Here is a 24845-nt window from a genome sequence, read left to right on the forward strand (position 1 = left end):
TGCGGGAATAGCTCAGTTGGTAGAGCACGACCTTGCCAAGGTCGGGGTCGCGAGTTCGAGTCTCGTTTCCCGCTCCATATTTAACAAAAACGCCGCTCAGCAATGAGCGGCGTTTTTGTTTGTGCGTTTTTTATGGCATAGCAGGCGACAACGCACTTTGTAGCAGCTGGCGAAGCCTGCGTCCGGCTGCGAAGCAGTCGTAAAACCTGTGTGCGGTCTTTCTGAAACACCGCGTCATTTGATTTCACGACTGCTGCGCAGCCGGACGCAGGCTTCGCCAGCTGCTACAGATTGTGTCGTTCTCCGGTTTTGTGGTTTGGACCCGCCAGCAGGGCGGGTCCAAGAGGCGATCAGAGCTTCGGTAACTGCCCGATGCGCCCCATCATTTCGGTCACGATCTGCAGGTCCAGCAGGAACTGGTCGACCGTCTTGAACTCATTGTCGGTGTGGCCGGTGTATTTCACCTCGGGCCGGGCCAGGCCAAACTGCACGCCATTGGGCAGTTCATGGACCGAGGTGGCGCCGGCAGAGGTGCCGTACTTGTGCTCCATGCCCAGGTTTTCGCTGGCTACGGCCAGCAAGGCCTTGACCCATTCACCCTCAGGGTTGCGGTACATCGGCTCGGCGATCGAGATATCGAAGGTCGGTGCGATGTGGCTTTTCTTGCTCCAGGTGGCCAGCTTATCGGTGATTTCGCTGTTCAGCGCTTCCGGGGACTTGCCCTTCGGGACACGCAGGTTGACCGCCAGTTTGAAAGCCTTTTCATCCATCCCGACAAAAGTCAGGGACGCGGTGAGTGGCCCCATGAATGAATCGGAAAAACCGACACCCAGTTTGCCGCCCAGGTAGTCCAGCCCCCAGTTGTCGGCGGCGTAGCGGGCGGCGTCGGTGATGTGGTTATGTTTGAGCGCGACCTTGCCGTCGAGGCTGTTGATGAAGTCCAGCATCCTGGCCACCGGGTTGACGCCTGACTCAGGCTCGGAGGAGTGGGCGGAAACGCCGGTAACCGTGAGTTTCACGTCCTTGCCGACGACCTTGGCCGTCACCTCAAAATTACCGCCATTGCGCTTCGCATACTCAGTACCCGCTTTGTGCAGGCTGGCGGCCAATTCGTCAGGCTTGTCACTCACCAGGGTGACAACCGATGCCGACGGAATCTGGTTGGTGGCCAGTCCGCCCGTCATTGAGACGATTTCAGCACCCTTGCCCTCGCCATCACGTCGGGCAAAGCTGGCCATGACGGTGCCGTAACCTTTCTCGGCAATCACCACCGGGTAGCCGCCATCCAGCGCCAGGTTGTAGTTGGGTGTCGGATTGTGTTCGAAGTAGTAGGGAATGGCGTCGCCGGTGGTTTCTTCGGTGGTGTCTACCAGCAGCTTGAAGTTCCTCGCCAGAGGCAGCTTCTCTTCCTTGATGACCTTCATCGCATAGAGCGACACCACGATGCCGTTCTTGTCGTCCTCGGTACCCCGACCATACATGCGATCGCCGATCAGGGTGACCTTGAACGGATCGAGTCGGGTGCCGTCTTTCAGTACCCAGTTCTCCGGCGTCACGGGCACCACATCGGCATGCGCGTGAATGCCCACCACTTCATCGCCGCTGCCCTCAAGGGCGATTTCATAGACGCGGTTGTCGATGTTGCGAAAATTCAGGTTGAAGGACTGGGCCAGGTCTTTGATCTTGTCGGCGATCTTGATGAATTCAGGATTGTCGTACTGAGCGACGCCGTCCACGCGGAAGGTCGGGATGGCCACCAGCTCACGCAGGGTCTCGGTGGCCGCGCTGCCGTATTTCAATCGTGCATAAAGGCCAAGCAGGCGATGGATTTCGTTCTGCTGTTCAGAAGAAAGTGCCTTGTTATCGAGAAAGGCGCTGATGGCCGGGCCGAGGTCGCCTGATTTGGCGACGTCACTCTGGGCCAGGCGTCCCAGGAACTCCCTGAAGTCGGTGACCGATGATTCACTGAACGTCTTGAGGATGGCCGCGCTCTGTTGCGTCGTGATGTTGGCAAATGCAGAAGGGGTGAACGAAGAAAGGCTGGCGATCATCAGGGTGGTCGCGGCCAGGTGCTTGAGTGAAAAGTCCATTGCTGGGGCATTCCTTTGCAGGCAGTTTGTGAGAAATATCTGATCGACTAATCAGAAACATTTCAAAGCTAACACCCGGAAGGCTTGATGCAGAGCCCTTGATGCAGGATCTGTCGCACAGAAACGCAAAAGCGACGCAGATATGAAAAAGGCCCGCGAGTCAGACTCGGCGGGCCTTTTGCGTGGGCGCAGGTTTTACATCGACAGAATCAGACGCCCGGCAAACAGGATCAGAATCACCCCCATCGTCCGTTCAAACCAATGCCCCATGCGCATGAACAGCACGCGCACCCGGGCGCTGGAAAAGAACAGCGCGACGATCACAAACCACAACGCATTCACAAAACACATCCAGACCCCATACAGCGCCTGGATCTTTAGCGGTGTCGTGGCACTGATGATGGTGGTGAAAATCGCCAGGAAAAACAGGGTCGCCTTGGGGTTCGTCGCGTTGGTCAGAAACCCGGTGGTGAATGCCTTCAATAGCGTTTGTTTGACGACAGGTTCGTCCACGGCCTGGTCGCCCTCAAGCGCGGACTTGGGTTTGCTGCGCAGCAGGCTGACACCGAGGTACAAAATGTAGGCGCCGCCCACGACCTTGGCCACGGTCAACAACCAAGGCGTTGTATGCATCAGCGCGCCGACCCCGAGCAGCGTGTATAGCACGTGCACGGAAATCCCCGCGCCGATGCCCAGCGCCGTGCAGATGCCCACCAGCCGACCGAAGCGCACGCTCTGACGAATCGTGACGGCAAAATCCGGCCCGGGTGCGACCACGGCCAGAAAGTGAATGGTTGCCAGCGCCAGAAACTCGCCCAAGTAACTCGAAAGCATTTCAACTCCAGAAGGTAAGGGGTGAAGCATTGCCGCGATAGCCGACAAAGAACGAAAGGCTCAATCGTGGATCTGCCACACCCGGTGTCACCGAGTGCATGCAGCGCGAATTGAACATGATGAAATCACCCGGCTCGGGACGTATCTCAAGCGTGGGAGGGCCAAGCAGGGCAGGGTCGATGCCGTAACTGTCGCCGCGCATTTCGTCGAACTGGTCCGGCGAAATGTCGTCGTCCCACATCTGCAGCGCGCCGCCTTCGGTGGGCATGTTCAGGTAAACGTTGCAGGCGAACTGCGCTTCCAGGCTTCTGGCCTGGTAACTGTCCGGGGCGTCCTTGGCGAAAATGTCATGGTGGGCGAGGAAGCACACCCCCGGTTTCACGACCCGTGACAGCCCGACATACATCTTGCGACCGTAGAGGTTTTCCAGGTGAGCGCCTGCCGGCCAGGATTCGTCGAACATGCAGCGCAGGGTGTCGACCGGGGACGAATAGGGCGCGCAACGGTTACGTAATTCCGCGATATTGCGGGTGGCGCGTTCGAAGTAGTCCTCGATCAGCAACGGCTGGTTTTCCGCTTCATAAAACGCCATGCCGATACGGCCGATACTAGGCGCATTGATATAGCCTTCGAAGCCCGGGGCGAGGATCTTGTCGCCAATTTGAATCGCCAGCGGCTGGGGCAACAAGCCTTTGACGCGGATGGCGAGGACTTCTTCGTTGGCCAGTTTTTTTATGCACGTCTCATCGAGACGCTCGACGTCAAGCATCATGTCTTAGGTCCATCTATCAGATAGTCAACAGAACCCGCGAGCGCAGGCTCCCCCGGCGTCAGGCGATGACGTTGCCGGCATCGCCCAAATGCTCAATCCACGGAGTAGTGGACTGACAGCGTTCCCTTTTTCAATGAAAGGGAAGCGATCGTGACCGTGCCTAATTCCTTCAGGCTACGTACATGGGTGCCGCCGCAGCCATAGGCGGGCAGTTCACCGAAACCGATTTCCCGGGCGCCTTCACGCAATGACGTCAGGCGCGGCCAATCCTGGCCAATAAACAGTGCGATGCCGAGTTGAACGGATTCGACATCGAGGTCCTGGGCACTTTCCAGCGCTTTGAACTGCACCCGACCTTCGCCCGGCCAGTGATGCGCCTTGGTCGGCATCCAGCCTCTGGCCTGGACGAAATGACCAATCAAATGCCCGGCGGAATGCATGCGCGTATTGAACTGGCGCCGCTCTTCGTCGATACGAATCTGGGTCATACCGGGTTTAACCGGTTGATCGACGAAATGAATGATCCGGTCGGGATCCTGGACGACACGCAGTACCTGACTATCGCCGATCCAGCCGGTATCAAAAGGCTGGCCGCCACCTTGCGGGTGAAACAGCGTGGCGCGCAGCACCACGGCAAATTCGTTCTCGTGGGGCGTGCACTCCAAGACTTCCACATTAGCCTTGAGGTCATCACTATGGAAAAAGAGGCGGAGCGTCATATTCCATGCCCTGATTAAAGTTTCTTTTTTTATTATATGAAGCGTGGAATTGCGTGATAATCCGTTCAAACATCAAAGGACTGTTGCGCTGTGAGCATAAATCTTCCACTGCCGCTGCTCGGTGAAATGGCGATTTTCGTCAAGGTTGTCGAGACCGGCAGCTTCTCCGAAGCCGCGCGCCAACTGGGGGCTTCACCCTCGGCAGTGAGTCGTAGTATTTCGCGACTGGAGAAGGCCCTGGCCACGCGTCTACTGCAACGCACCACGCGCAAACTGCGCCTGAGCGACGGTGGCGAAGAGGTGTTCAAGCGTTGTCAGGAAATGGTCAGCGCGGCCAAGTCAGTGATGGAAATCAGTGGCCAGTTCACTGACGAACCCGAGGGGCTGGTGCGTATCAGCGTCCCGAAAGCGGTAGGCCGGATCGTGATTCACCCGCATATGCCGGAGTTTTTACGCCGTTATCCAAAAGTGGACGTGGAGCTATTGCTTGAGGACCGGCAGGTTGATTTGATCGACGACAACGTCGACCTGGCGATTCGCATTACCGACCGGCCGCCAGCAGGGCTGGTGGGTCGGCAGTTGCTCACCATCGACCATTTGCTCTGCGCGACACCGCAGTATCTGGCTGAACACGGTACGCCGACTCACCCCCATGACTTGCTTAATCACAGTTGCATTTACCTGGGTGAAACCCCGAGCGATGCGCGCTGGAAATTCAGGAAGGGCAGCAAATCGGTGACCGTCGGTGTGCGTGGGCGATATGCCGCCAATCACACCGGCGTACGTTATGGCGCGGTGTTGCAGCATATCGGCATTGGCAGCTTGCCCTATTTCACTGCGCGCCATGCCCTGGAGAAAGGGTTGATGGTGCAGGTGCTGCCGGACTGGACCTTTCTGGCGTCCTACCACGGAGGTGCCTGGTTGCTGCATTCGCCAACCCGGTACCTGCCGCCCAAGATACGGGTGCTGATTGATTACCTGGTGACGTGTCTGGAGAAGGAGCCGACGCTGGGCAAGCCCGGTAAGTCCAATGGTCCGGTTTGGTCCTCATCGGAATATGAAATGCCAGAGAGTGACGGCTTGTTCTGAGCACAAAAAAAGGCCCGCATGTTAATCATGCGGGCCTTTTTCATTGCTGGGCCGGGATCAGTGCTTGCTGTCGTCGTTCGACATCGACAGCAGCTGTTTTTCCTGATTCCAGTCGAACGGCTCGTCGTTTTGTTCCGCTTCGAAGCGGCGCTCTTCCAGCGCCTGATACATATCGATTTCATCATCGGGCATGTAATGCAGGCAGTCACCGGCGAAGTACCACAGCAGGTCGCGCGGGACCAGGTGGGCAATTTGCGGGTAGCGGGTAATGACCTGGCAGAGAATGTCCTGGCCCAGGTATTGGCTTTCGATCGGGTCGACCGGCAGCAACGCACGCAACTCGTCGAAGCGCTCCAGGAACAAGGCATGGCTTTCTTCGGGAACCTGCTCGGCCTCACCCACGGCGACCAGGATACTGCGCAAGTGGTCAAGCAAGACGAGATGATCGGCAACGACGTTGGACACGAGATAAGTCCTCAAGAGCAAAACGGGCGCGGGAGTATAAAGCGCCTGCGCCCTTTTTGCATGGACCGACATGTTCGGCAGGATCAGCGGACCTTTCCTTGAGCCAGTGCCAGCTCCTCTTTGTCGAAATCATCGACATCAATCACCTTGCGTCGGGCCGTTTCGGCGATACRCAGAGTCTGCGCTTCCATTGCCTGCAAGACACCGGCCTCCAGCGCGGCATCGATGATGTGTTCCCCGGCGGCCGGTTTGACCTGGCCACTTTTGAGGGCCACGTGCAGCTTTTTCTGCAGCGGCTGCGCGGCGTTGAGCAAATTGCAGGCATGTTGCAATGCGCCGACGGCATCATCGGCCGATTGCGGACGGTAGCAACCGCCCAGCAACTCTTCCAGGGTCGGGTCGCCCTTGGCGCGGCCAATCACGGCGGCCACGTCGGCCCCGAGCTTGTCCGATGGGCCTTTGTGTCGACGACCGAACGGAAACACGATCACCCGTAACAGGCAACCCAACACCCTGTTCGGGAAATTGGTCAGCAGTTCATCCAGCGCACGCTCCGACTGACCCAGGCTTTCCTCCATGGCCCAAGTGAACAACGGCGCCATGTGTTCCGGTGAGTCGAGATCGTGGTAACGCTTGAGGGCGGCAGAGGCGAGGTACAGGTTGCTGAGTACATCCCCCAGTCGTGCTGACAGACGCTCGCGACGTTTCAGTTCGCCGCCCAGCAGCATCATGCTCAGGTCCGCCAGCAGGGCAAACGCCGCAGCCTGGCGATTGAGGGCGCGGAAGTAACCCTGGCTGAGCTTGTTGCCCGGCGTGTGTTCGAAATGCCCGAACCCCAGGTTCAGCACCAGTGTGCTGGCGGCGTTACTCACGGCAAAACCGATGTGCTTGAGCAGCAGGCCATCGAACTCGGTGAGTGCCTGATCCTTGTCCTCACGACCGGCGAGGGCCATTTCCTTGAGCACGAACGGATGGCAACGAATCGCCCCCTGGCCGAAGATCATCAGGTTGCGCGAGAGAATGTTCGCGCCTTCGACGGTGATGAAAATCGGTGCGCCATTCCAGCTGCGACCGAGGTAATTGTTCGGCCCCATGATGATGGCTTTGCCGCCATGAACATCCATCGCATGGCTGATGCACTCGCGGCCACGTTCGGTGAGGTGGTACTTGAGAATTGCCGACAGCACCGACGGTTTCTCGCCCAGATCCACCGCGTTGGCGGTCAGCATGCGCGCCGCGTCCATCATCCAGGCGTTGCCGCCGATGCGCGCCATGGCTTCCTGAATCCCTTCGAACGCCGACAGTGGAACGTTGAATTGTTCGCGAACCTGAGCGTATTGACCGGTCACCAGGCTGGTGAATTTGGCGGCGCCGGTGCCGACGGCAGGCAATGAAATCGAACGCCCGACCGACAGGCAATTCATCAGCATCATCCAGCCTTTGCCAAGCATGTCCTGGCCGCCGATGAGGAAGTCGAGCGGCACGAACACATCCTTGCCAGCGTTCGGGCCGTTCATGAACGCGGCGCCCAGCGGCAGGTGACGGCGACCGATTTCAACACCGGCGGTGTCAGTGGGAATCAGGGCCAGGCTGATGCCAAGGTCTTCCTTGTCACCCAGTAAATGGTCCGGGTCATAGGCCTTGAAGGCGAGGCCGAGCAGGGTCGCCACCGGGCCGAGGGTGATGTAACGCTTTTCCCAGTTCAGGCGCAGGCCCAGGGTTTCCTTGCCTTCCCATTCACCTTTGCAGATGACCCCGGTGTCGGGCATTGCCCCGGCGTCGGAACCGGCCAGTGGGCCGGTCAATGCGAAGCAGGGAATGTCGTCACCACGGGCCAGGCGAGGCAGGTAATGGTTGCGCTGTTCATCGGTGCCGTAATGCAGCAGTAGCTCGGCGGGGCCGAGGGAATTGGGGACCATCACGGTGGACGCAAGGTCGCCGCTGCGGGTCGCCAGTTTCATGGCGACCTGTGAGTGGGCATAGGCGGAGAAGCCCTTGCCGCCGTATTCCTTGGGAATGATCAGCGCGAAGAAGCCGTTGTCCTTGATATGCGTCCAGGCTTCGGCGGGCAGGTCCATGTCTTGCCCGATCTGCCAGTCGGTGACCATGGCGCACAGTTCTTCGGTCGGGCCATCAATGAATGCCTGTTCCTCTTCGCTCAGTTGGGCTTTGGGATAGGACAGCAGTTTGTTCCAGTCGGGGCGACCGCTGAACAGCTCACCGTCCCACCACACTGTGCCGGCATCGATGGCGTCGCGTTCGGTTTGCGACATCGGCGGCAGGGTCTTCTGGAACCAGTTGAACAGCGGCGCGCTGAAGAACTTGCGACGCAGGTCGGGCAGCAGCAATGGCGCTGCAACGGCGGCGATCAACACCCAGAGCAACAGCAGCAGCCAACCGGGCGCGCGGCTGAAAGCGCCCATGGCCACCACATAGACGGCAACGATGCAGAGAGCGGGCAGGGGGGCGATGCGACGATGGGCTAACCAGGCGATCCCGACAACCAGAACCAGTATCCACAACAGCAGCATATTTAATCCTCCGTGAACCAGGGTAAAACCAACCTTCAGAGCTTAGACGGCATCCGCCAAACAGGGTGGTCAGAGCGATGTGATTGAATTCGTGGGAAACCTTGGGTGAGTTTTGTAGGTTCGGTTGGCAACACGCTCGGGAAATGGTTCGTTTCCTACGCGACAATGCGCCCAAGTTTGGCCGAAACGTCGTTATCTCTGTGCTGAAGYTGTCGCTAGACTCGAGGCTTCCCCTGGAGATTATTCTCATGCACGAGTACCTGAGCCCCGGCCGCTTCATCGATAGTGACCACCCCTCGGTGGTGGAGTTCGCCGAAATACATCGCGGCAGCCGTCGAGATCCGATCGAGCAGGCGATCAAACTTTATTACGCAGTGCGTGAGGCCGTGCGCTACAACCCCTACACGTTCAGCCGCGATCCGCAGACGTTGTGCGGCAGTTATGCGCTGGCAACGGGGGAAAGCTATTGCGTGCCCAAAGCCACGCTACTGGCGGGCGCTGCTCGGCATTGCGGGATCCCGGCACGCATTGGTCTGGCAGACGTTCGCAATCACCTGTCGACGCCACGCTTGCTCGAATTGCTCAAGAGCGATGTATTCGCGATGCATGGCTACACGGAGTTGTATTTGAATGACCGCTGGGTCAAGGCGACACCGGCGTTCAATCAAAAACTCTGTGAACTGTTCAATGTCGCACCGCTGGAATTCGACGGGATTAACGACAGCGTCTTTCATCCGTTCAATCGCGATGGCGCGCAGTTGATGGAGTACCTGGTTGATCACGGCCAGTTCGCCGATGTGCCGGAAACGTTCTTTTTCGAGCACCTGGAAAAGTGCTATCCGCACCTGTTCAGCGACAAGCTACCCACGTTGCTGGGTGATATGCAGAGCGATTTGAGTCGCGCCTGATCCGGCGTATGCTGCCTGCCCACTTATCGAAAAAGAGGCGGTCATGCTGAAGATCTGGGGTCGGAAAAACTCGTCGAATGTCAGAAAGCCTTTGTGGGCCGCCGAAGAGCTGGGGCTGGCCTACGAGGCCATCGATGCGGGCGGTGCTTTTGGTGTGGTCGATACGCCGCAGTACCGTGCAATGAACCCCAATGGTCGCGTACCGGTGATCGAAGACGACGGTTTTGTGTTGTGGGAATCCAACGCCATCGTGCGTTACTTGATGGCCCGCCATGCCAACAGCACGTCTTGGTATCCAGCGAACCTGCAAGCCCGCGCCACGGCTGACAAGTGGATGGACTGGACCACTTCAAGTTTTGCCGGCCCCTTCCGCACCGTATTCTGGGGCGTGTTGCGCACGCCGGCCGACAAGCAGGACTGGCCGGCCATCAAGGCTGCGATCAAGGAGTGCGACGAGTTGCTGTCGATGGCCAATCAAGCGTTGTCGACCCAATCCTACCTGTCCGGCGATGAGATCGGCATGGGCGACATCCCCCTCGGCAGTTTTATTTATGCCTGGTTCGAGATGCCAATCGAGCGCGCGTCGCAGCCGCACCTTGAAGCCTGGTATGCCCGGTTGAAACAACGTCCTGCCTATCAAAAAGCAGTCATGACCGCGTTGACTTAATACTCACTATCGACACACTTGACTGTACTTGTGTGGCGGCGACAAGCACCATTGCGCCCATGTGCCGCGGTTGTACCTGTCGCCGCTAGCCGTCTTTTATTCCTTTTTTCCTTCTTGGTGCGTAATCCGATATGAGTTCCGCTCTGTCCATCCGGCAGCTAACCAAAACCTACGGCAACGGTTTCCAGGCCCTGAGTGGTATCGATCTGGACGTTGCCGAAGGTGACTTTTTCGCCTTGCTCGGCCCGAACGGCGCCGGCAAATCCACGACCATCGGCATTCTCTCGACCTTGGTGAACAAGACCAGCGGAACGGTGAATATCTTCGGCCACGACCTGGACAAGAATCCTGCGCAGCTCAAACGCTCCATCGGCGTGGTGCCCCAGGAATTCAACTTCAACCAGTTCGAAAAGACCTTCGATATCGTGGTGACCCAGGCCGGTTACTACGGCATTCCGGCGAAAGTCGCCAAGGAACGCGCCGAGCAATACCTGACCCAACTGGGGCTGTGGGATAAGCGCGATACGCCGTCACGCTCGCTGTCCGGTGGCATGAAGCGTCGATTGATGATTGCGCGCGCGCTGGTTCACGAACCGCGTTTGCTGATCCTCGACGAACCGACGGCAGGTGTGGACATCGAGCTGCGTCGTTCGATGTGGACCTTTCTCACCGAGCTGAACAAGAAAGGCATCACCATCATCCTCACCACGCACTATCTGGAAGAGGCTGAGCAGTTGTGCCGCAACATCGGCATCATCGACCACGGCACCATCGTCGAGAACACCAGCATGAAACAGTTGCTCAGCCAGCTGCATGTGGAGACGTTCCTGCTCGACATCAAAAACACCCTGAACAGTGCGCCGCAGTTGCTCGGCTACCCGACCCGGCTGCTTGACGGCCACACGCTGGAAGTCCAGGTCGACAAGGCCATGGGCATCACCGCGCTGTTTACCCAGTTGGCGCAGCAGAACATCGAAGTGCTGAGCCTGCGTAACAAAACCAATCGCCTAGAGGAGTTGTTCGTGTCCCTGGTGGAGAAAAATCTGTCGAAGGTGGCGGTATGAGTTCCGAGCTGCAGCCCAACCTCGTTGCCCTCAATACCATCGTTTACCGTGAGGTCCGGCGCTTTACCCGGATCTGGCCGCAGACATTGCTGCCGCCGGCCATCACCATGGTTTTGTACTTCGTGATCTTCGGCAACCTGATCGGTCGCCAGATCGGTGACATGGGCGGCTTCACCTACATGGAGTACATCGTGCCGGGGCTGATCATGATGTCGGTGATCACCAACGCCTATGGCAACGTGGTGTCGAGTTTCTTTGGTAGCAAGTTCCAGCGCTCCATCGAGGAATTGATGGTGTCGCCAGTGTCACCGCATACGATTCTGATCGGCTACACACTGGGCGGCGTGCTGCGCGGGTTGATGGTCGGGATCATCGTGACGTTGCTGTCGCTGTTCTTTACGCATTTGCAGGTGCATCACCTGGGCGTGACTATTCTGGTGGTGGTGCTGACGGCGACGATCTTCTCGCTGCTGGGCTTCATCAACGCTGTGTTTGCACGCAACTTCGATGACATCTCGATCATTCCGACATTCGTACTGACACCGCTGACCTACCTGGGCGGGGTGTTCTACTCGATTTCCCTGTTGCCACCGTTCTGGCAGACCGTGTCCCTGGCGAACCCGGTGCTGCACATGGTCAACGCCTTCCGTTATGGCATCCTCGGTGTGTCGGACATCAAGATCAGCATCGCCATCACCTTCATGCTGGTGGCGACTGTCGTGTTGTACATCGGTTGCGCACGTTTGCTGGTCAGCGGTCGCGGGATGCGTACCTGATTCAGGATCGCCAAGACGCTTACCCAGACACCGCATAAAAAACGGCCTCCACATTGGAGGCCGTTTTGCATTCTACAGCCGGCTTTTCTTGCGCCGTTTCCACTGCCGCGCCACCCACCAGCGCCAGTACAGCATGGTCAGGCAGTAGGCGAGGGCGCCCAGCACCAGTCCGGTGACGACCGAGCCCAGCAAAAATGGTTGCCACAGTGTCGAGAGTTCGCTGCTGACCCATTCCCAGGTCAATGCATCTGGCAACTGCCGAGCGGGCACATCCAGCAGCCAGGCACCGGTCTGGTAAGTGCAATAAAACACCGCTGGCATGGTGATCGGGTTGGTCAGCCAGACCAGGCTCACCGCAATCGGTATGTTGCCCCGCACCATGATGGAAAGAACGGCCGCCAGCAGCATTTGAAACGGGATCGGCAGAAACGCCGCGAACAGGCCGACCGCCATCGCCCGGGCCACAGAGTGGCGGTTGAGGTGCCAGAGGTTGGGGTCATGCAGCAAGGTGCCGAGAAAGCGTAAGGACTTGTGTTCCCTGATGCTGGTCGGGTCTGGCATGTAACGTTTGAATAAGCGCCGGGGCATAAGGCTTCTCGGTCGGTTAAGGCGGCAAGTATGTCTGGATTCTACGAAGCGCCCATTCAGACTTTGTGACAATTAATAACGGCGCCTGTGCGGTTAGCCGGCTATGCCTAGGGAGGAACTCTCAAGGATGAGCGTATGCGCACAGGGATGATAGCGCTGGCGTTGGGTTTGCTGGCCCTGAGGTTTTTGCCGGAACTACCGCCGGTTGGGTTATGGGGGTTGCTGCCGTTAGTCGGTTTGATGGTGTTGCCGTTTCGCTCGTATCCATTGGCGTTTTTCCTGTTCGGCTTCAGTTGGGCGTGCGCGAACGCGCAGTGGGCGCTGGATGATCGGTTGCCACACACACTCGATGGCGAGACGCGCTGGGTCGAAGGGCGGGTAACGGGCCTGCCGCAACAGGCAGACGGCGTGGTGCGTTTCGAGCTGACGGACAGCCAGTCACGCCGAACCAAACTGCCCCGACACCTGCGTCTGGCCTGGTATGGCGGGCCGCCCGTCAATAGCGGCGAACGGTGGCGGCTGGCGGTCAAATTGAAGCGTCCTGCCGGGCTGCTCAATCCGCATGCGTTCGATTATGACGCCTGGCTGCTGGCTCAACGCATCGGTGCAACCGGCACGGTCAAGGACGGCGAATTGGTCGCCGAAGCCCGATGGGCCTGGCGCGACGGCATCCGCCGGCGTTTGCAAGCCGTAGATGCCCAGGGCCGAACCGGGGCGTTGACGGCGCTGGTGCTGGGCGATGGCGCCGGGCTGAGCCGTGAGGAATGGCAAGTGCTGCAAGACACCGGCACCGTGCATCTGCTGGTGATTTCTGGGCAGCACATCGGCTTGCTGGCGGGATTGGTCTATCTGCTGATCGCCGGGTTGGCGCGTTTGGGGCTGTGGCCAGGGCGTTTACCCTGGCTGCCATGGGCGTGCGGGCTGGCGTTCTCGGCAGCGCTGGCTTATGGGTTACTGGCCGGTTTCGACGTACCGGTGCAGCGCGCGTGCGTGATGATCGGGCTGGTGCTGTTGTGGCGGCTGCGTTTTCGTCACCTCGGTGCGTGGTGGCCGCTGTTGCTGGCGTTGAATGGCGTTTTGCTGGTGGATCCGCTGGCCAGTCTGCAACCAGGCTTCTGGCTATCTTTTGCAGCAGTGGCGGTGTTGATCTTCACCTTTGGCGGGCGGTTGGGCCCCTGGCGATGGTGGCAAACCTGGACTCGGGCCCAGTGGCTGATTGCAATCGGTTTGTGCCCGTTGTTGTTGGTGCTGGGCTTGCCGATCAGCATCAGCGGGCCTGTGGCCAATTTGCTGGCGGTGCCCTGGATCAGTCTGCTGGTGTTGCCACCAGCCTTGCTCGGCACATTGTTATTACCCGTCCCTTATGTGGGCGAAGGGTTGCTGTGGCTGGCGGGCGGGTTGATCGACTGGCTGTTCAGGGCACTGGCATTAATGGCCGGGCAACTGCCTGCGTGGTTACCGGCGGCGGTACCGCTGTGGAGTTGGGCGCTCGGCACATTGGGGGCCTTTCTACTCTTGATGCCGCGAGGCGTTGCGCTACGCCCTTTGGGCTGGCCGCTGCTGTTGATGCTGGTGTTTCCACCTCGACCGTTGTTGCCTGAAGGCCGGGCCGATGTCTGGCAACTGGACGTCGGCCAAGGATTGGCCATCCTGGTGCGTACTCGCTATCACACGCTGCTGTATGACACCGGGCCTCGTTTCGGCGATTTCGACCTCGGTGAGCGGGTGGTCCTGCCTTCGTTGCGCAAACTGGGGGTGAAGGGGCTCGACCTGATGCTGATCAGCCACGCCGATGCCGATCACGCTGGCGGTGCGCGAGCAGTGGCCAATGGTTTGCCGGTCAGTCGGGTACTCAGTGGCGATCCCGAGGGGCTGCCTGCCGAACTGCACGCCGAGGGCTGTGAAAGTGGTCGGCAATGGACCTGGGACGGCGTGCACTTCGAACTGTGGCAATGGACGTCAGCCCATGATCGCAATCAGAAATCCTGCGTATTGCAAATAGAAGCCAGCGGCGAGCGACTGTTGCTGACCGGTGATATCGACACCGCTGCCGAGCGGGCGTTGCTTGAAAGTCCTCTCGCACAAAACACCGATTGGTTGCAGTCACCTCATCATGGCAGCCGCAGTTCCTCGTCGATGGCGCTGTTGAGCGCGCTGCAACCCAAGGCCGTGCTGATTTCCCGTGGGCAAGGCAATTCCTTTGGCCATCCGCACGCCACCGTGGTGGCGCGCTATAAAAAGCTCGGCATGATGATCTACGACAGCGCCGAGCACGGCGCCATTCATCTGCAATTGGGCCGTTTCAAACCGCCGTGGACGATGCGTCTGGATCGGCGTTTCTGGCGCGATCCGCCACCGCTCAACAAATAGCCGAGAGTTATTAAAGCCCGACCGGATGCGACATCACGGTCTTCGGTGCGCTCGGCCCCTATGTTAGAGTGGCGCACTTTTTCGAGGGGACTGTCACTGTGTGGGAATTGGTCAAATCCGGCGGTTGGATGATGCTGCCGATCATTCTGAGTTCCATCGCGGCCATGGCGATCGTCGCCGAGCGTCTCTGGACCCTGCGAGCCAGCCGTGTGACCCCGGAGCATCTGCTCGGGCAGGTCTGGGTGTGGATCAAGGACAAGCAACTCAATAAAGAAAAACTCAAGGAACTGCGCGCCAACTCACCGTTGGGCGAGATCCTGGCGGCGGGCCTTGCGAACTCCAAGCATGGTCGCGAGATCATGAAAGAGTGCATTGAAGAAGCCGCCGCGCGGGTCATTCACGAACTCGAACGCTACATCAATGCCTTGGGCACCATCGCCGCCATGGCCCCGTTACTCGGATTGCTGGGGACGGTGCTGGGCATGATCGATATCTTCAGCTCGTTCATGGGCACGGGCATGACCACCAACGCCGCAGTGCTGGCCGGCGGTATTTCCAAAGCCTTGATCACCACGGCTTCGGGCCTGATCGTCGGCATCCCGTCGGTATTCTTTCACCGGTTCTTGCAACGGCGCATCGATGAACTGGTGGTGGGGATGGAGCAGGAAGCCATCAAGCTGGTTGAAGTGGTGCAGGGCGACCGTGACGTTGATCTGGCTGAGGGCAAAGCGTGAAATTCCGCCGCAAGCAACGGGAGAACGTGGACATCAATCTCGTGTCGCTGATCGACGTGGTGTTTGTCTTGCTACTGTTTTTCGTTGTGACCACCACCTTTACCCGAGAAACCCAGTTGCGCGTCGAACTGCCGGAAGCGGTCAGCGGCTCGCCGGCCGAAGATCAGCAAGTCAAGCAACTGGACATCACCATCAACGCCGAAGGCGTGATCTCGGTGAACAATCATGTGTTGCCCAAGAGTGATCTGGTGACCTTGATGGAAGCGCTGCAAAAAGAATCCAACGGTGACACCAATTTGCCGCTGTCCATCAGCGCTGACGGCAAGACCCAACATCAATCCGTCATCACCGCCATGGACGCCGCCGGGAAACTCGGTTTCAGTCACTTGCGCATGACCACCGTCGAGGCGGCGCCCGCGCCCTGATGGCCATGTCTGATCGCTTGCTCGCCGCGTGGTACGAAGGTCATCCGGCCCTGAAGCTGTTGCAGCCACTGGAGTGGTTGTACCGGCGGGTGGTCATGAACAAGCGCAAGCGGTTTCTGGCGGGTGAGGGCGAGATCTATCAGCCGCCCGTGCCGCTGATTGTGGTCGGCAATATCACGGTGGGCGGCACCGGCAAGACGCCGCTGATTCTGTGGATGATCCAGCATTGCCAGCGCAGCGGCTTGCGGGTCGGCGTGGTCAGTCGCGGTTACGGTGCCAAACCGCCGCAGCTACCCTGGCGAGTCGAAGCCGATCAAAGCGCCGATGTGTCGGGCGATGAACCGCTGTTGATCGTCCAGCGCACCGGCGTGCCCTTGATGATCGACCCGGACCGCAGCAGCGCCATCAAAGCACTGCTCGCGAGCGAGCCGTTGGACCTGATCCTGTCCGATGACGGCATGCAACATTACCGGATGGCCCGTGACCTGGAACTGGTATTGATCGACGCCGCACGAGGTCTGGGCAATCAGCGTTGCCTGCCCGCCGGGCCGTTGCGTGAACCGGTCGAGCGCCTGCAAAGCGTCGACGCGGTGCTGTACAACGGCGCTAGCGATGATCGCGACAACGGTTTTGCCTTCCAGCTCCAACCCACCGCCTTTATCAATCTGCAAAGCGGTGAGCGGCGCCCCCTCGACCACTTTCCCGCAGGCCAGGCGGTGCACGCAGTGGCCGGGATCGGCAATCCGCAGCGTTTCTTCAAAACCCTCGAAACGCTACACTGCAAGCCAGTTCCGCATGCGTTTGCCGACCACGCCGAGTACAGCGTGCAGGCCTTGAATTTCACACCGTCATTGCCGTTGGTGATGACTGAAAAGGACGCGGTGAAGTGCCGTGCCTTTGCCGCCGCCGATTGGTGGTACCTGGCGGTCGATGCTGTGCCATCGCCGGCCTTCGTGGCCTGGTTCGATACGCAGCTGATGCGCCTGTTGCCGGATCGTCTTTTGCCTTAAAACCGTTTTTATCCAGGGAATGCTCATGGACACCAAATTGCTCGATATCCTCGCTTGCCCGGTCTGCAAAGGCCCACTCAAGCTCAGCGCCGACAAGACCGAGCTGATCAGCAAGGGCGCCGGTCTGGCATACCCGATTCGCGACGGCATTCCGGTGATGCTCGAAACTGAAGCGCGCACCCTGACCACCGACGAGCGTCTGGATAAATGACCACAGCCTTTACCGTTGTCATTCCATCGCGTTTTGCCTCCACCCGCTTGCCGGGTAAGCCGCTGCTGCTGATCGCCGGCAAGCCGATGATCCAGCATGTCTGGGAACAGGCCAGCAAAAGCAGCGCACAGCGTGTGGTGGTTGCCACCGACGATGCGCGCATTGTCGAGGCGTGCAACGGGTTCGGTGCTGAAGTGGTGCTGACCCGCGAAGACCACAATTCGGGCACCGACCGTCTGGCCGAGGTCGCAGCAAAACTCGGCTTGGCGCCCGACGCCATCGTGGTCAACGTCCAGGGTGACGAACCGCTGATCCCGCCGAGCGTGATCGATCAGGTCGCCGCCAACCTCGCTGTTCACACCGAAGCGCGCATGGCCACCCTGGCCGAGCCGATCGAAGACGTGGAAACACTGTTCAACCCCAATGTGGTCAAGGTCGTCAGCGACCTTAATGGCCTGGCGCTGACCTTCAGTCGCTCGACCTTGCCGTGGGCCCGGGACGCGTTCGCCAAGAGCCGCGAGCAATTGCCGGAAGGCGTGCCATACCGTCGCCACATCGGCATTTATGCCTATCGCGCCGGTTTCCTGCAGGACTTCGTCAGCTGGGGCCCATGCTGGCTGGAAAACACCGAGTCGCTGGAACAACTGCGAGCCTTGTGGCACGGCGTGCGGATTCACGTCGCCGACGCGCTGATCGCGCCGCCAACCGGTGTCGACACCGTTGAAGACCTTGAGCGCGTTCGTCGCCTGCTGGAGGCCTGATGCGCGTTTTGTTCGTGTGCCTGGGCAACATCTGCCGTTCTCCAACGGCCGAAGGCGTGCTGCGGCACAAACTGCGCGAAGCGGGGCTGGCCGATCAGATTGAAGTCGCCTCCGCCGGCACCGGTGACTGGCATGTCGGCAAGGCGCCGGACAAACGCAGCCAGGCCGCGGCCAAGTTGCGCGGTTACGACTTGTCCGCCCAGCGCGCCCAGCAAGTCACCCGTGCCGATTTCGCCACTTACGACCTGATTCTGGCGATGGACAACAGCAACCTGCGCCACCTCAAGGCGCTGCAACCGGCCAAGGGCAAAGCCGAGCTGGATTTGTTCCTGCGTCGCTACCAGTCGGAACTCGATGAGGTCCCGGACCCGTACTACGACGGTGACCAGGGCTTCGAACAGGTGCTGGACCTGATCGAGCGCGCCAGTGATTTGCTGGTGATCGAATTGAAGGGACGGCTATGAGTTTGCAGGTTCAATCACAGGTTTCACTCAAGCCGTTCAACAGCTTCGGTGTCGACGTTCAGGCTCGTCTGTTCGCCGAAGCCCACAGCGATGCCGATGTGCGTGAAGCCCTGGCGTATGCGGCGGCGCATGATGTGCCCCTGCTGGTGATCGGAGGTGGCAGCAACTTGCTGCTGACAGCGGATATCCAGTCGCTGGTGCTGCGCATGGCCACGCGCGGGATTCGCATCCTCAGCGATGACGGCAGCAAAGTCGTGATCGAAGCCGAGGCCGGCGAGCCTTGGCATCCGTTCGTGCAGCACACGCTGGCGCAAGGGTTGTCGGGCCTGGAAAACCTCAGCCTGATTCCCGGTACCGTCGGTGCGGCGCCGATGCAAAACATTGGCGCGTACGGGGTCGAAATCAAGGACGTGTTCTCCGGCCTGACCGCGCTGGATCGCCAGACTGGCGAGCTGCGGGATTTCACTCTCGAAGAATGCAATTTCGCTTATCGCGACAGCTTGTTCAAACAGCAGCCGGGGCGTTGGTTGATCCTGCGGGTGCGTTTTGCGCTGGACCGCGCCGCGCACCTGCATCTGGAATACGGCCCAGTGCGCCAGCGCCTGACCGAGCAAGGCATCGAGCAACCGACGGCAACGGATGTCAGCCTGGCCATTTGCAGCATCCGCAATGAAAAGCTCCCGGACCCGGCCTTGCTGGGCAATGCGGGCAGTTTCTTCAAAAACCCGTTGGTGCCCGCGGCACTGGTCGCACAGCTCAAGGGCGAATACCCGGACCTGGTCGCCTACGCACAACCGGACGGTCAAATGAAGCTGGCTGCAGGCTGGTTGATCGAACGGGCAGGGTGGAAAGGCTTCCGCGATGCCGACGCTGGCGTGCACAAGTTGCAGGCGTTGGTGCTGGTCAATTACGGCAGCGCGACGGGCCTGCAATTGCTCAGCCTGGCGCAGCGTATCCAGAAAGACATATCGGAACGTTTCCATGTCGACCTGGAAATGGAGCCCAATCAGTACTGAGGCTACGCTTTCAAGACTGATCTCAAAGCCCTGTACGCCTTCAACCGTACAGGGCTTTTTTGTTAATGCTGGGTTAACTTAGCCACCTAACGATGCAAACACTTGCTCCACTAAAGGCCCGGTGCAGACGTTCCCGTCGCACAAGAGAGCCTCAGCTTGAGTCGATCTGCGTGTTACGAACCAAGACCCAACGGCAGATTGCTCGACCCCATACCTCAAGAACTATGCGGGCGTGCCCATGAATACCCTGATTCTCAACGGACAACCTTACAAAATGGATGTGGCGGACGAGATGCCGTTGCTCTGGGCTATCCGCGATGTTGCGGGCGGCCATCCTGGCACGAAATTCGGCTGCGGCATGGGCCTGTGCGGCGCCTGTACGATTCATATCAACGGTCAACCCGCACGGGCTTGCATCACGACCGTCGGTTCCGCATTCGGGCAAAACGTCACGACCATCGACGAATTGCACAACGACCCGATAGGCAAGATTGTCCAGCAAGCCTGGCTCGACACCGCAGTGGCCCAGTGCGGTTTCTGCCAGGGCGGGCAGATCATGTCCGCGACGGCACTGCTCAAGACCAATCCCGATCCCACCGACGCGCAAATCGAAGAGGCAATGGTCGGCAACATTTGCCGCTGCGGCACTTACAACCGCATCAAGACTGCCATCCGTCAGGCTTCCATACACTTGAAGGAGGCCAAGGCATGAGCCAGTTACCGAATGATTTTGCCCTGAGTAATCTCAGTAATTTGAGTCGCCGGGGTTTTCTCAAGGGTGTGGGCGCCACCAGCGCATTGGTGCTGGTTGCGAGTTGGGGTTGGCAAGACGCTTTGGCCGAGGAGCCGAAGCAGTTTGGCGCCGAGGGCATGCCGCACGGTTGGGTCGATGATCCGAAGGTGTACATCAGCATTGCTGCCGATGGGATGGTAACGGTGGTCTGCAACCGTTCAGAAATGGGCCAGGGCGTGCGCACCAGCCTGACGATGGTGGTGGCCGATGAACTCGACGCCGACTGGTCGATGATGAAGGTGCAGCAGGCGCCGGGCGACGAAGTACGTTTCGGCAATCAGGACACCGACGGTTCCCGCAGCATGCGTCACTGGTTTGAACCGATGCGCCGTTGCGGTGCCGCCGCGCGAACCATGCTGGAACAAGCCGCTGCCGCGCAGTGGAAAGTGCCGGTCGCCGAGTGCCGAGCGCAATTGCATAAAGTGATTCACCAGCCGACCGGACGTGAGCTGGGCTATGGCGCCCTGGCCGCAGCGGCGGGTGCGCTGGCCGTGCCGGCCCGTGACAGTCTGCGGCTCAAGCAGCCGTCAGAGTTTCGCTACATCGGCAAGGAAGGAATCAAGGCCATCGATGGCGCCGACATCGTCAATGGCCGCGCCATTTACGGTGCCGACGTGCATTTTGACGGCATGCTCTACGCCACCATTGCGCGTCCGGCGGTGTACGGCGGCAAGGTCAAATCCGTTGATTCCAGCGCCGCGCTGCAAGTTCCGGGCGTGATCAAAGTCCTGCAGATCGAAGGCCGCCCGCTGCCGTCCGAGTTTCAACCCTTGGGCGGTGTGGCCGTGGTGGCCAGCAACACATGGGCCGCGATCAAAGGGCGTGATGCGCTGAAGATCGAGTGGGACGACGGTCCGAACGCCAGTTATGACTCCATTGCCTATCGCAAGGAACTGGAAGCGGCGTCCCTCAAGCCCGGCAAAGTGGTACGCAATACCGGCAACATCGAAGAGGCTTTGAGCAGTGCCGACAGTACTTTCGACGCGTCTTACTACTTGCCGCATCTGGCTCAGGCACCCATGGAGCCGATGGTCGCCATTGCCCGCTTCAAGGACGGTGTCTGCCAAGCCTGGGGGCCGAGTCAGGCGCCGCAGGTGACCCGCACCAGGATCGGCGAACGCCTGGGCATTCCCTTCGATAACGTGACGTTCAACGTGACCTTGCTGGGTGGCGGTTTTGGTCGCAAATCCAAACCTGACTTCATCATTGAAGCCGCCATCCTCGCTAAAGAGTTTCCCGGCAAGGCTGTGCGGGTGCAATGGACCCGTGAAGACGACATCCACTGTTCCTATTTCCACACTGTGTCGGTCGAGTACCTCAAAGCCAGTCTGAACAAGGACGGCCTGCCATCCGCCTGGCTGCATCGCACCGTGGCCCCGAGCATCACCGCGCTGTTTGCACCAGGCATGAACCACGAGGCGGCGTTCGAGCTGGGCATGGGGTTCACCAACATGGCCTACGCGATTCCCAACGTGCGCCTGGAAAACCCGGAAGCCACGGTTCATACCCGCGTCGGCTGGTATCGCTCGGTATCGAATATCCCGCACGGCTTTGCGATTCAAAGTTTTGTCGATGAGCTGGCGCACAAGGCCGGGCAGGATCCGCTCAAGTACCAGATCAAGCTGATCGGCCCTGACCGTCAGATCGATCCAAGAACGTTGAGTGACGGGTGGAACTACGGCGAATCCCCCGAGCGTTATCCAATCGACACCGCGCGCCTGCGCACAGTGCTGGAAACCGCGGCCAAAGCCGCCGGTTGGGGCCGTGAAATGCCCAAGGGCCGAGGCCTGGGCCTGGCCGTGCATTACAGCTTTGTCACTTATGTGGCTGCCGCGATCGAGGTCGAAGTCAAAGACGACGGCACGCTGATTGTGCACAAGGCCGACATCGCCGTGGATTGCGGGCCGCAAATCAACCCTGAGCGTATCCGCTCGCAGTTCGAGGGCGCTTGCGTCATGGGCCTGGGCAACGCGGTGCTGGGAGAAATCAGCTTCAAGGACGGCAAGGTCCAGCAGGACAACTTCCACATGTACGAAGTGGCGCGCATGTCCCTGGCGCCCAAGGAAGTTGCCGTTCATTTGGTCACGCCGCCAGGGGTTGTGCCGTTGGGCGGTGTCGGGGAACCAGGTGTGCCGCCGATTGCGCCGGCACTGTGCAATGCAATCTTTGCCGCCACCGGCAAGCGCATCCGCAACCTGCCGGTTCGCTATCAACTGCAAGGTTGGCAGAAGGCTACCACCTGATGGATAGCGTCGATCTGAACGTCCTGCGCAGCGTGCTTGAATGGCGCCGCGCCGGTCAGCGAGTGGTGCTGTACAGCGTGGTCCAGACCTGGGGCACCGCGCCTCGGGCACCGGGTGCCATGTTGGCGTTGCGTGAAGATGGCGTGGTGATTGGCTCGGTGTCGGGCGGTTGTGTCGAGGATGATCTGATTGCCCGTCTGCACGACGGGCGTATCCCGGCCGACGGGCCGCCCGTTCAGTTGATCACTTACGGTGTCACTCGCGAGGAGGCCGCGCGGTTTGGTTTGCCGTGCGGCGGTACGTTGCGCCTGACCGAAGAGCGGGTCGGCGACCCGGCCTGGGTCGCTGAGTTGCTGGCGCGCTGCGAAGCCCATGAAATCGTCGCACGTTCGCTGGACATCGCGACCGGCGAAGTGGCTTTGCAGGCGGCGGACAAGGCCGATGTGCTGAGTTTTGATGGCCATACGCTGCGCGCTATTTATGGCCCGCGTTGGCGCCTGTTGCTGATCGGTGCGGGGCAATTGTCCCGTTACGTCGCCGAAATGGCGCGGCTGCTGGATTTCGAAGTGTTGATCTGCGATCCACGCACCGAATTCGTCTACGGTTGGGAAGAACAGCACGGACGCTTCGTACCGGGCATGCCGGACGAAGCGGTGCTGAACATCCAGACCGACGAGCGCACGGCCATCGTTGCCCTGACTCACGACCCGCGTCTGGATGACATGGCACTGCTCACGGCCCTCGACTCCAAGGCCTTTTATGTCGGCGCACTGGGCTCGCGGGTCAACAGCCTGAAGCGCAGGGAGAACCTCGCTCAGTTGGGCTTGTCGGCGCAATCCATCGAGCGCCTGCACGGGCCGATCGGGTTGCACATTGGCAGCCACAGTCCGGCAGAAATCGCCTTGTCATTGATGGCGGAAATTGTCGCGATCAAGAACGGCGTTGAACTGAAGCAGAAAAAGCCGTTGCGGGAGGCTTTATGAATGAACCCATCGGCGTGATTGTGCTGGCGGCGGGGCAGGGCAGTCGTTTTCGTCAGGTGGCGGGGGCAGAGAAGGACAAGCTGTTGGCCGATTGCACGGGGCGCGACGGTGCTGTTCGCTCGGTGATCGAGCAGGTATTGGTGAACCTGCCGGCTTCGCTGGATAAGCGCGTGTTGGTGACGACTGCGGATCGCCCGCAAGTGATTCGCATGGCTCAGGCGTATGGCTGCGAGATTGTACTGATCGAAGCGACGGGCATGGGTGACAGCATCGCAGCCGGCGTGGCGGCGTGTGCGCAGCTCAGTGGCTGGCTGATGGTGTTGGGGGATATGCCGTTTATCCTACCGTCCACGATTGAAGCAGTGCTGGCGGGCGTGACTGACGATGTGATCAGTGTGCCAGTGCTGGAGGGTGAGTTTGGGCATCCGGTGGGATTTGGTCGCATCTTTTGCTCGGCATTGATGGCGCTGTCGGGTGATCGCGGGGCCAAGCCGCTGTTTGCGCGGGGCAGGGTGATGGAAGTGGCAGTGGATGATCCAGGGGTATTGTGGGATGTGGATGTGCCTGAAGCGCTGATCTACAAGCCGGGATAGATCGTCTGTGGGAACGAGGTAACAGACAAAAAAAAGCCCCGCCTGGATCACCAGGCGGGGCTTTTTAATAACCGAGGATGTTAGACGAGTGGTTTAGGCTCGTGCTCTTTTTCCTGGGCTTGTTCGTGTTGCTCTACGGCTTCCTGAACGGAGCGAGGTGCTTCCTCGATGACCGACTCGGCAGGTGCCGCTTCGACCACTTCAGCAACAACCGGCGCGGGCTCTGCAGCGACAGGCGCTTCAACCGGAGCAGCAGCGGCAGCCAGTTCGGCTTCCTTCTGCAGACGCTCTTCTTCACGCTTGCGACGACGAACTTCACGCGGGTCGTTCGGTGCACGGCCGCTTGGCGTCAGGGCGCTGACTGGGGCCACTTCAACAGCAGGTTCAGCCACTTCGGCAACAACCGGAGCCGGTGCTTCAACGACTGGAGCAGGTTCGGCAGCCACAACCACTGGCTCGGAAACCATCGCTTCAGCCACTTCAGCTTCAGCCACCGGTGCTGGCGCTTCAACAGCAACCGGCTCGGCAACCCAGTTGAACGCGGTTTGTTCTTCACGAACTTCGCGAACAGCTTCGGTCACGGTTTCAGTGACGGTTTCGGCAGCAGGCTCGGCAGCAACCACTGGCTCGGCGACGACAGTCGCTTCAACTACAGATTGGGCTTCTTCACGAACGAACGCTTCACGAACCGGAGCCACTTCGATTTCCGGAGCGGCAGTCGCTTCGACCGGAGTCGTTG

The 24845-nt window shown here is 59.7% G+C and carries 24 protein-coding genes, 1 tRNA gene and 1 pseudogene; 18 read left to right on the forward strand and 8 right to left on the reverse strand.

The genetic code is table 11. The annotated features are described in order from the left end of the window. Nucleotide 1: 1 nt before the first annotated feature. Nucleotides 2-77: transfer RNA gene (locus tag AC1D2P_RS23470), tRNA-Gly, on the forward strand. 273 nt (nt 78-350) lie between these two features. Here AC1D2P_RS23470 and AC1D2P_RS23475 read toward each other — a convergent pair. The 4 genes from AC1D2P_RS23475 to AC1D2P_RS23490 form a co-directional block, all read right to left on the reverse strand. Continuing rightward, complete coding sequence (locus tag AC1D2P_RS23475) at nt 351-2090, reverse strand: dipeptidase (RefSeq protein WP_223522249.1); 1740 nt, start codon at nt 2088-2090, stop codon at nt 351-353. 195 nt (nt 2091-2285) lie between these two features. Further along, nucleotides 2286-2924, reverse strand: a complete 639-nt coding sequence (locus tag AC1D2P_RS23480; protein WP_109785195.1) for a LysE family translocator — start codon at nt 2922-2924, stop codon at nt 2286-2288. Between the two features lies 1 nt (nt 2925). Further along, nucleotides 2926-3696 carry a 2OG-Fe(II) oxygenase gene (locus AC1D2P_RS23485; protein ID WP_223522250.1) on the reverse strand — a complete coding sequence of 257 codons (771 nt, stop codon included), beginning with the start codon at nt 3694-3696 and terminating at the stop codon, nt 2926-2928. A 92-nt stretch (nt 3697-3788) separates the two neighbouring features. After that, a complete protein-coding gene (locus AC1D2P_RS23490) occupies nt 3789-4415 on the reverse strand; it encodes an alanyl-tRNA editing protein (RefSeq protein ID WP_477757811.1) in 627 nt (208 codons plus the stop codon). Nucleotides 4416-4505: 90 nt separating this feature from the next. On the opposite strand from AC1D2P_RS23490, the gene AC1D2P_RS23495 reads away from it, so the two are divergent. After that, nucleotides 4506-5504 carry a LysR family transcriptional regulator gene (locus AC1D2P_RS23495; protein WP_109785197.1) on the forward strand — a complete coding sequence of 333 codons (999 nt, stop codon included), beginning with the start codon at nt 4506-4508 and terminating at the stop codon, nt 5502-5504. A 57-nt stretch (nt 5505-5561) separates the two neighbouring features. Here AC1D2P_RS23495 and AC1D2P_RS23500 read toward each other — a convergent pair whose 3' ends face one another. Both AC1D2P_RS23500 and AC1D2P_RS23505 read right to left on the reverse strand, forming a co-directional pair. Further along, nucleotides 5562-5969, reverse strand: a complete 408-nt coding sequence (locus AC1D2P_RS23500) for a PA2817 family protein (protein ID WP_258666852.1) — start codon at nt 5967-5969, stop codon at nt 5562-5564. Between the two features lie 83 nt (nt 5970-6052). Next, on the reverse strand, nt 6053-8500 hold the full coding sequence (locus AC1D2P_RS23505; protein ID WP_477811616.1) for an acyl-CoA dehydrogenase: 2448 nt from the start codon (nt 8498-8500) through the stop codon (nt 6053-6055). A 248-nt stretch (nt 8501-8748) separates the two neighbouring features. On the opposite strand from AC1D2P_RS23505, the gene AC1D2P_RS23510 reads away from it, so the two are divergent. The 4 genes from AC1D2P_RS23510 to AC1D2P_RS23525 all read left to right on the forward strand — a co-directional run bounded on the left by AC1D2P_RS23510 (nt 8749) and on the right by AC1D2P_RS23525 (nt 11915). Then, nucleotides 8749-9408 carry a transglutaminase-like domain-containing protein gene (locus AC1D2P_RS23510; RefSeq protein ID WP_477757809.1) on the forward strand — a complete coding sequence of 220 codons (660 nt, stop codon included), beginning with the start codon at nt 8749-8751 and terminating at the stop codon, nt 9406-9408. A 43-nt stretch (nt 9409-9451) separates the two neighbouring features. After that, entirely contained in the window at nt 9452-10075 is a 624-nt protein-coding gene (locus AC1D2P_RS23515; protein WP_046031663.1) for a glutathione S-transferase family protein, read from the forward strand. Nucleotides 10076-10206: 131 nt separating this feature from the next. Continuing rightward, nucleotides 10207-11139, forward strand: coding sequence for an ABC transporter ATP-binding protein (locus AC1D2P_RS23520; RefSeq protein ID WP_046031664.1), 933 nt, complete (start codon nt 10207-10209; stop codon nt 11137-11139). Beyond that, entirely contained in the window at nt 11136-11915 is a 780-nt protein-coding gene (locus tag AC1D2P_RS23525) for an ABC transporter permease (protein ID WP_223522253.1), read from the forward strand. The genes AC1D2P_RS23520 and AC1D2P_RS23525 overlap by 4 nt, the downstream gene beginning before the upstream one ends. A 72-nt stretch (nt 11916-11987) precedes the next feature. Here the strand turns inward: AC1D2P_RS23525 and AC1D2P_RS23530 are convergent, their stop codons facing one another. Further along, nucleotides 11988-12503, reverse strand: coding sequence for a DUF2062 domain-containing protein (locus AC1D2P_RS23530; RefSeq protein WP_046031666.1), 516 nt, complete (start codon nt 12501-12503; stop codon nt 11988-11990). Nucleotides 12504-12638: 135 nt separating this feature from the next. On the opposite strand from AC1D2P_RS23530, the gene AC1D2P_RS23535 reads away from it, so the two are divergent. From AC1D2P_RS23535 to AC1D2P_RS23590, 12 genes are all read left to right on the forward strand, one after another. Beyond that, nucleotides 12639-14873, forward strand: a complete 2235-nt coding sequence (locus AC1D2P_RS23535; RefSeq protein ID WP_477757808.1) for a DNA internalization-related competence protein ComEC/Rec2 — start codon at nt 12639-12641, stop codon at nt 14871-14873. 98 nt (nt 14874-14971) lie between these two features. After that, complete coding sequence (locus AC1D2P_RS23540; protein ID WP_046031667.1) at nt 14972-15607, forward strand: MotA/TolQ/ExbB proton channel family protein; 636 nt, start codon at nt 14972-14974, stop codon at nt 15605-15607. Then, nucleotides 15604-16032, forward strand: coding sequence for an ExbD/TolR family protein (locus AC1D2P_RS23545; protein WP_077431504.1), 429 nt, complete (start codon nt 15604-15606; stop codon nt 16030-16032). Before AC1D2P_RS23540 ends, AC1D2P_RS23545 begins: the two co-directional genes overlap by 4 nt. After that, nucleotides 16032-17042: a tetraacyldisaccharide 4'-kinase gene (lpxK, locus tag AC1D2P_RS23550; protein WP_109785202.1), complete on the forward strand. Its 1011-nt coding sequence runs from the start codon at nt 16032-16034 to the stop codon at nt 17040-17042. Before AC1D2P_RS23545 ends, lpxK begins: the two co-directional genes overlap by 1 nt. A gap of 25 nt (nt 17043-17067) precedes the next feature. Then, the gene (locus AC1D2P_RS23555; protein ID WP_007945752.1) at nt 17068-17253 is read left to right on the forward strand and encodes a Trm112 family protein; all 186 of its coding nucleotides are present in this window, start codon (nt 17068-17070) and stop codon (nt 17251-17253) included. Next, a complete protein-coding gene (gene kdsB, locus AC1D2P_RS23560; RefSeq protein WP_223522255.1) occupies nt 17250-18014 on the forward strand; it encodes a 3-deoxy-manno-octulosonate cytidylyltransferase in 765 nt (254 codons plus the stop codon). Before AC1D2P_RS23555 ends, kdsB begins: the two co-directional genes overlap by 4 nt. Beyond that, nucleotides 18014-18478, forward strand: a complete 465-nt coding sequence (locus AC1D2P_RS23565; protein ID WP_027924028.1) for a low molecular weight protein-tyrosine-phosphatase — start codon at nt 18014-18016, stop codon at nt 18476-18478. The genes kdsB and AC1D2P_RS23565 overlap by 1 nt, the downstream gene beginning before the upstream one ends. After that, the gene (gene murB, locus AC1D2P_RS23570; RefSeq protein ID WP_258666838.1) at nt 18475-19494 is read left to right on the forward strand and encodes a UDP-N-acetylmuramate dehydrogenase; all 1020 of its coding nucleotides are present in this window, start codon (nt 18475-18477) and stop codon (nt 19492-19494) included. Before AC1D2P_RS23565 ends, murB begins: the two co-directional genes overlap by 4 nt. A gap of 238 nt (nt 19495-19732) precedes the next feature. Continuing rightward, the gene (locus AC1D2P_RS23575; protein ID WP_046031673.1) at nt 19733-20206 is read left to right on the forward strand and encodes a (2Fe-2S)-binding protein; all 474 of its coding nucleotides are present in this window, start codon (nt 19733-19735) and stop codon (nt 20204-20206) included. Beyond that, a complete protein-coding gene (locus tag AC1D2P_RS23580) occupies nt 20203-22530 on the forward strand; it encodes a xanthine dehydrogenase family protein molybdopterin-binding subunit (protein ID WP_477757807.1) in 2328 nt (775 codons plus the stop codon). The genes AC1D2P_RS23575 and AC1D2P_RS23580 overlap by 4 nt, the downstream gene beginning before the upstream one ends. After that, a complete protein-coding gene (locus tag AC1D2P_RS23585; protein WP_109785205.1) occupies nt 22530-23513 on the forward strand; it encodes an XdhC family protein in 984 nt (327 codons plus the stop codon). Before AC1D2P_RS23580 ends, AC1D2P_RS23585 begins: the two co-directional genes overlap by 1 nt. Continuing rightward, nucleotides 23510-24106, forward strand: a complete 597-nt coding sequence (locus AC1D2P_RS23590) for a nucleotidyltransferase family protein (protein ID WP_223522257.1) — start codon at nt 23510-23512, stop codon at nt 24104-24106. The genes AC1D2P_RS23585 and AC1D2P_RS23590 overlap by 4 nt, the downstream gene beginning before the upstream one ends. Nucleotides 24107-24186: 80 nt before the next feature. Here AC1D2P_RS23590 and AC1D2P_RS23595 read toward each other — a convergent pair. Then, nucleotides 24187-24845, reverse strand: a pseudogene (locus AC1D2P_RS23595) (ribonuclease E); the annotation flags it as partial.

It is taken from the genome of Pseudomonas sp. P1_F1_2 (genome assembly GCF_056405815.1).

What these genes read in the sequence shown, in the direction of transcription:
- AC1D2P_RS23510 (WP_477757809.1), top strand. Translation starts at nt 8,749, where the DNA reads ATGCACGAGTACCTGAGCCCCGGCCGCTTCATCGATAGTGACCACCCC.
- AC1D2P_RS23580 (WP_477757807.1), top strand. Translation starts at nt 20,203, where the DNA reads ATGAGCCAGTTACCGAATGATTTTGCCCTGAGTAATCTCAGTAATTTG.
- lpxK (WP_109785202.1), top strand. Translation starts at nt 16,032, where the DNA reads ATGGCCATGTCTGATCGCTTGCTCGCCGCGTGGTACGAAGGTCATCCG.
- AC1D2P_RS23590 (WP_223522257.1), top strand. Translation starts at nt 23,510, where the DNA reads ATGAATGAACCCATCGGCGTGATTGTGCTGGCGGCGGGGCAGGGCAGT.
- AC1D2P_RS23480 (WP_109785195.1), bottom strand. Translation starts at nt 2,924, where the DNA reads ATGCTTTCGAGTTACTTGGGCGAGTTTCTGGCGCTGGCAACCATTCAC.
- AC1D2P_RS23475 (WP_223522249.1), bottom strand. Translation starts at nt 2,090, where the DNA reads ATGGACTTTTCACTCAAGCACCTGGCCGCGACCACCCTGATGATCGCC.
- AC1D2P_RS23555 (WP_007945752.1), top strand. Translation starts at nt 17,068, where the DNA reads ATGGACACCAAATTGCTCGATATCCTCGCTTGCCCGGTCTGCAAAGGC.
- kdsB (WP_223522255.1), top strand. Translation starts at nt 17,250, where the DNA reads ATGACCACAGCCTTTACCGTTGTCATTCCATCGCGTTTTGCCTCCACC.
- AC1D2P_RS23525 (WP_223522253.1), top strand. Translation starts at nt 11,136, where the DNA reads ATGAGTTCCGAGCTGCAGCCCAACCTCGTTGCCCTCAATACCATCGTT.
- AC1D2P_RS23565 (WP_027924028.1), top strand. Translation starts at nt 18,014, where the DNA reads ATGCGCGTTTTGTTCGTGTGCCTGGGCAACATCTGCCGTTCTCCAACG.
- AC1D2P_RS23490 (WP_477757811.1), bottom strand. Translation starts at nt 4,415, where the DNA reads ATGACGCTCCGCCTCTTTTTCCATAGTGATGACCTCAAGGCTAATGTG.
- AC1D2P_RS23515 (WP_046031663.1), top strand. Translation starts at nt 9,452, where the DNA reads ATGCTGAAGATCTGGGGTCGGAAAAACTCGTCGAATGTCAGAAAGCCT.
- AC1D2P_RS23585 (WP_109785205.1), top strand. Translation starts at nt 22,530, where the DNA reads ATGGATAGCGTCGATCTGAACGTCCTGCGCAGCGTGCTTGAATGGCGC.
- AC1D2P_RS23535 (WP_477757808.1), top strand. Translation starts at nt 12,639, where the DNA reads ATGCGCACAGGGATGATAGCGCTGGCGTTGGGTTTGCTGGCCCTGAGG.
- AC1D2P_RS23575 (WP_046031673.1), top strand. Translation starts at nt 19,733, where the DNA reads ATGAATACCCTGATTCTCAACGGACAACCTTACAAAATGGATGTGGCG.
- murB (WP_258666838.1), top strand. Translation starts at nt 18,475, where the DNA reads ATGAGTTTGCAGGTTCAATCACAGGTTTCACTCAAGCCGTTCAACAGC.
- AC1D2P_RS23485 (WP_223522250.1), bottom strand. Translation starts at nt 3,696, where the DNA reads ATGATGCTTGACGTCGAGCGTCTCGATGAGACGTGCATAAAAAAACTG.
- AC1D2P_RS23530 (WP_046031666.1), bottom strand. Translation starts at nt 12,503, where the DNA reads ATGCCCCGGCGCTTATTCAAACGTTACATGCCAGACCCGACCAGCATC.
- AC1D2P_RS23520 (WP_046031664.1), top strand. Translation starts at nt 10,207, where the DNA reads ATGAGTTCCGCTCTGTCCATCCGGCAGCTAACCAAAACCTACGGCAAC.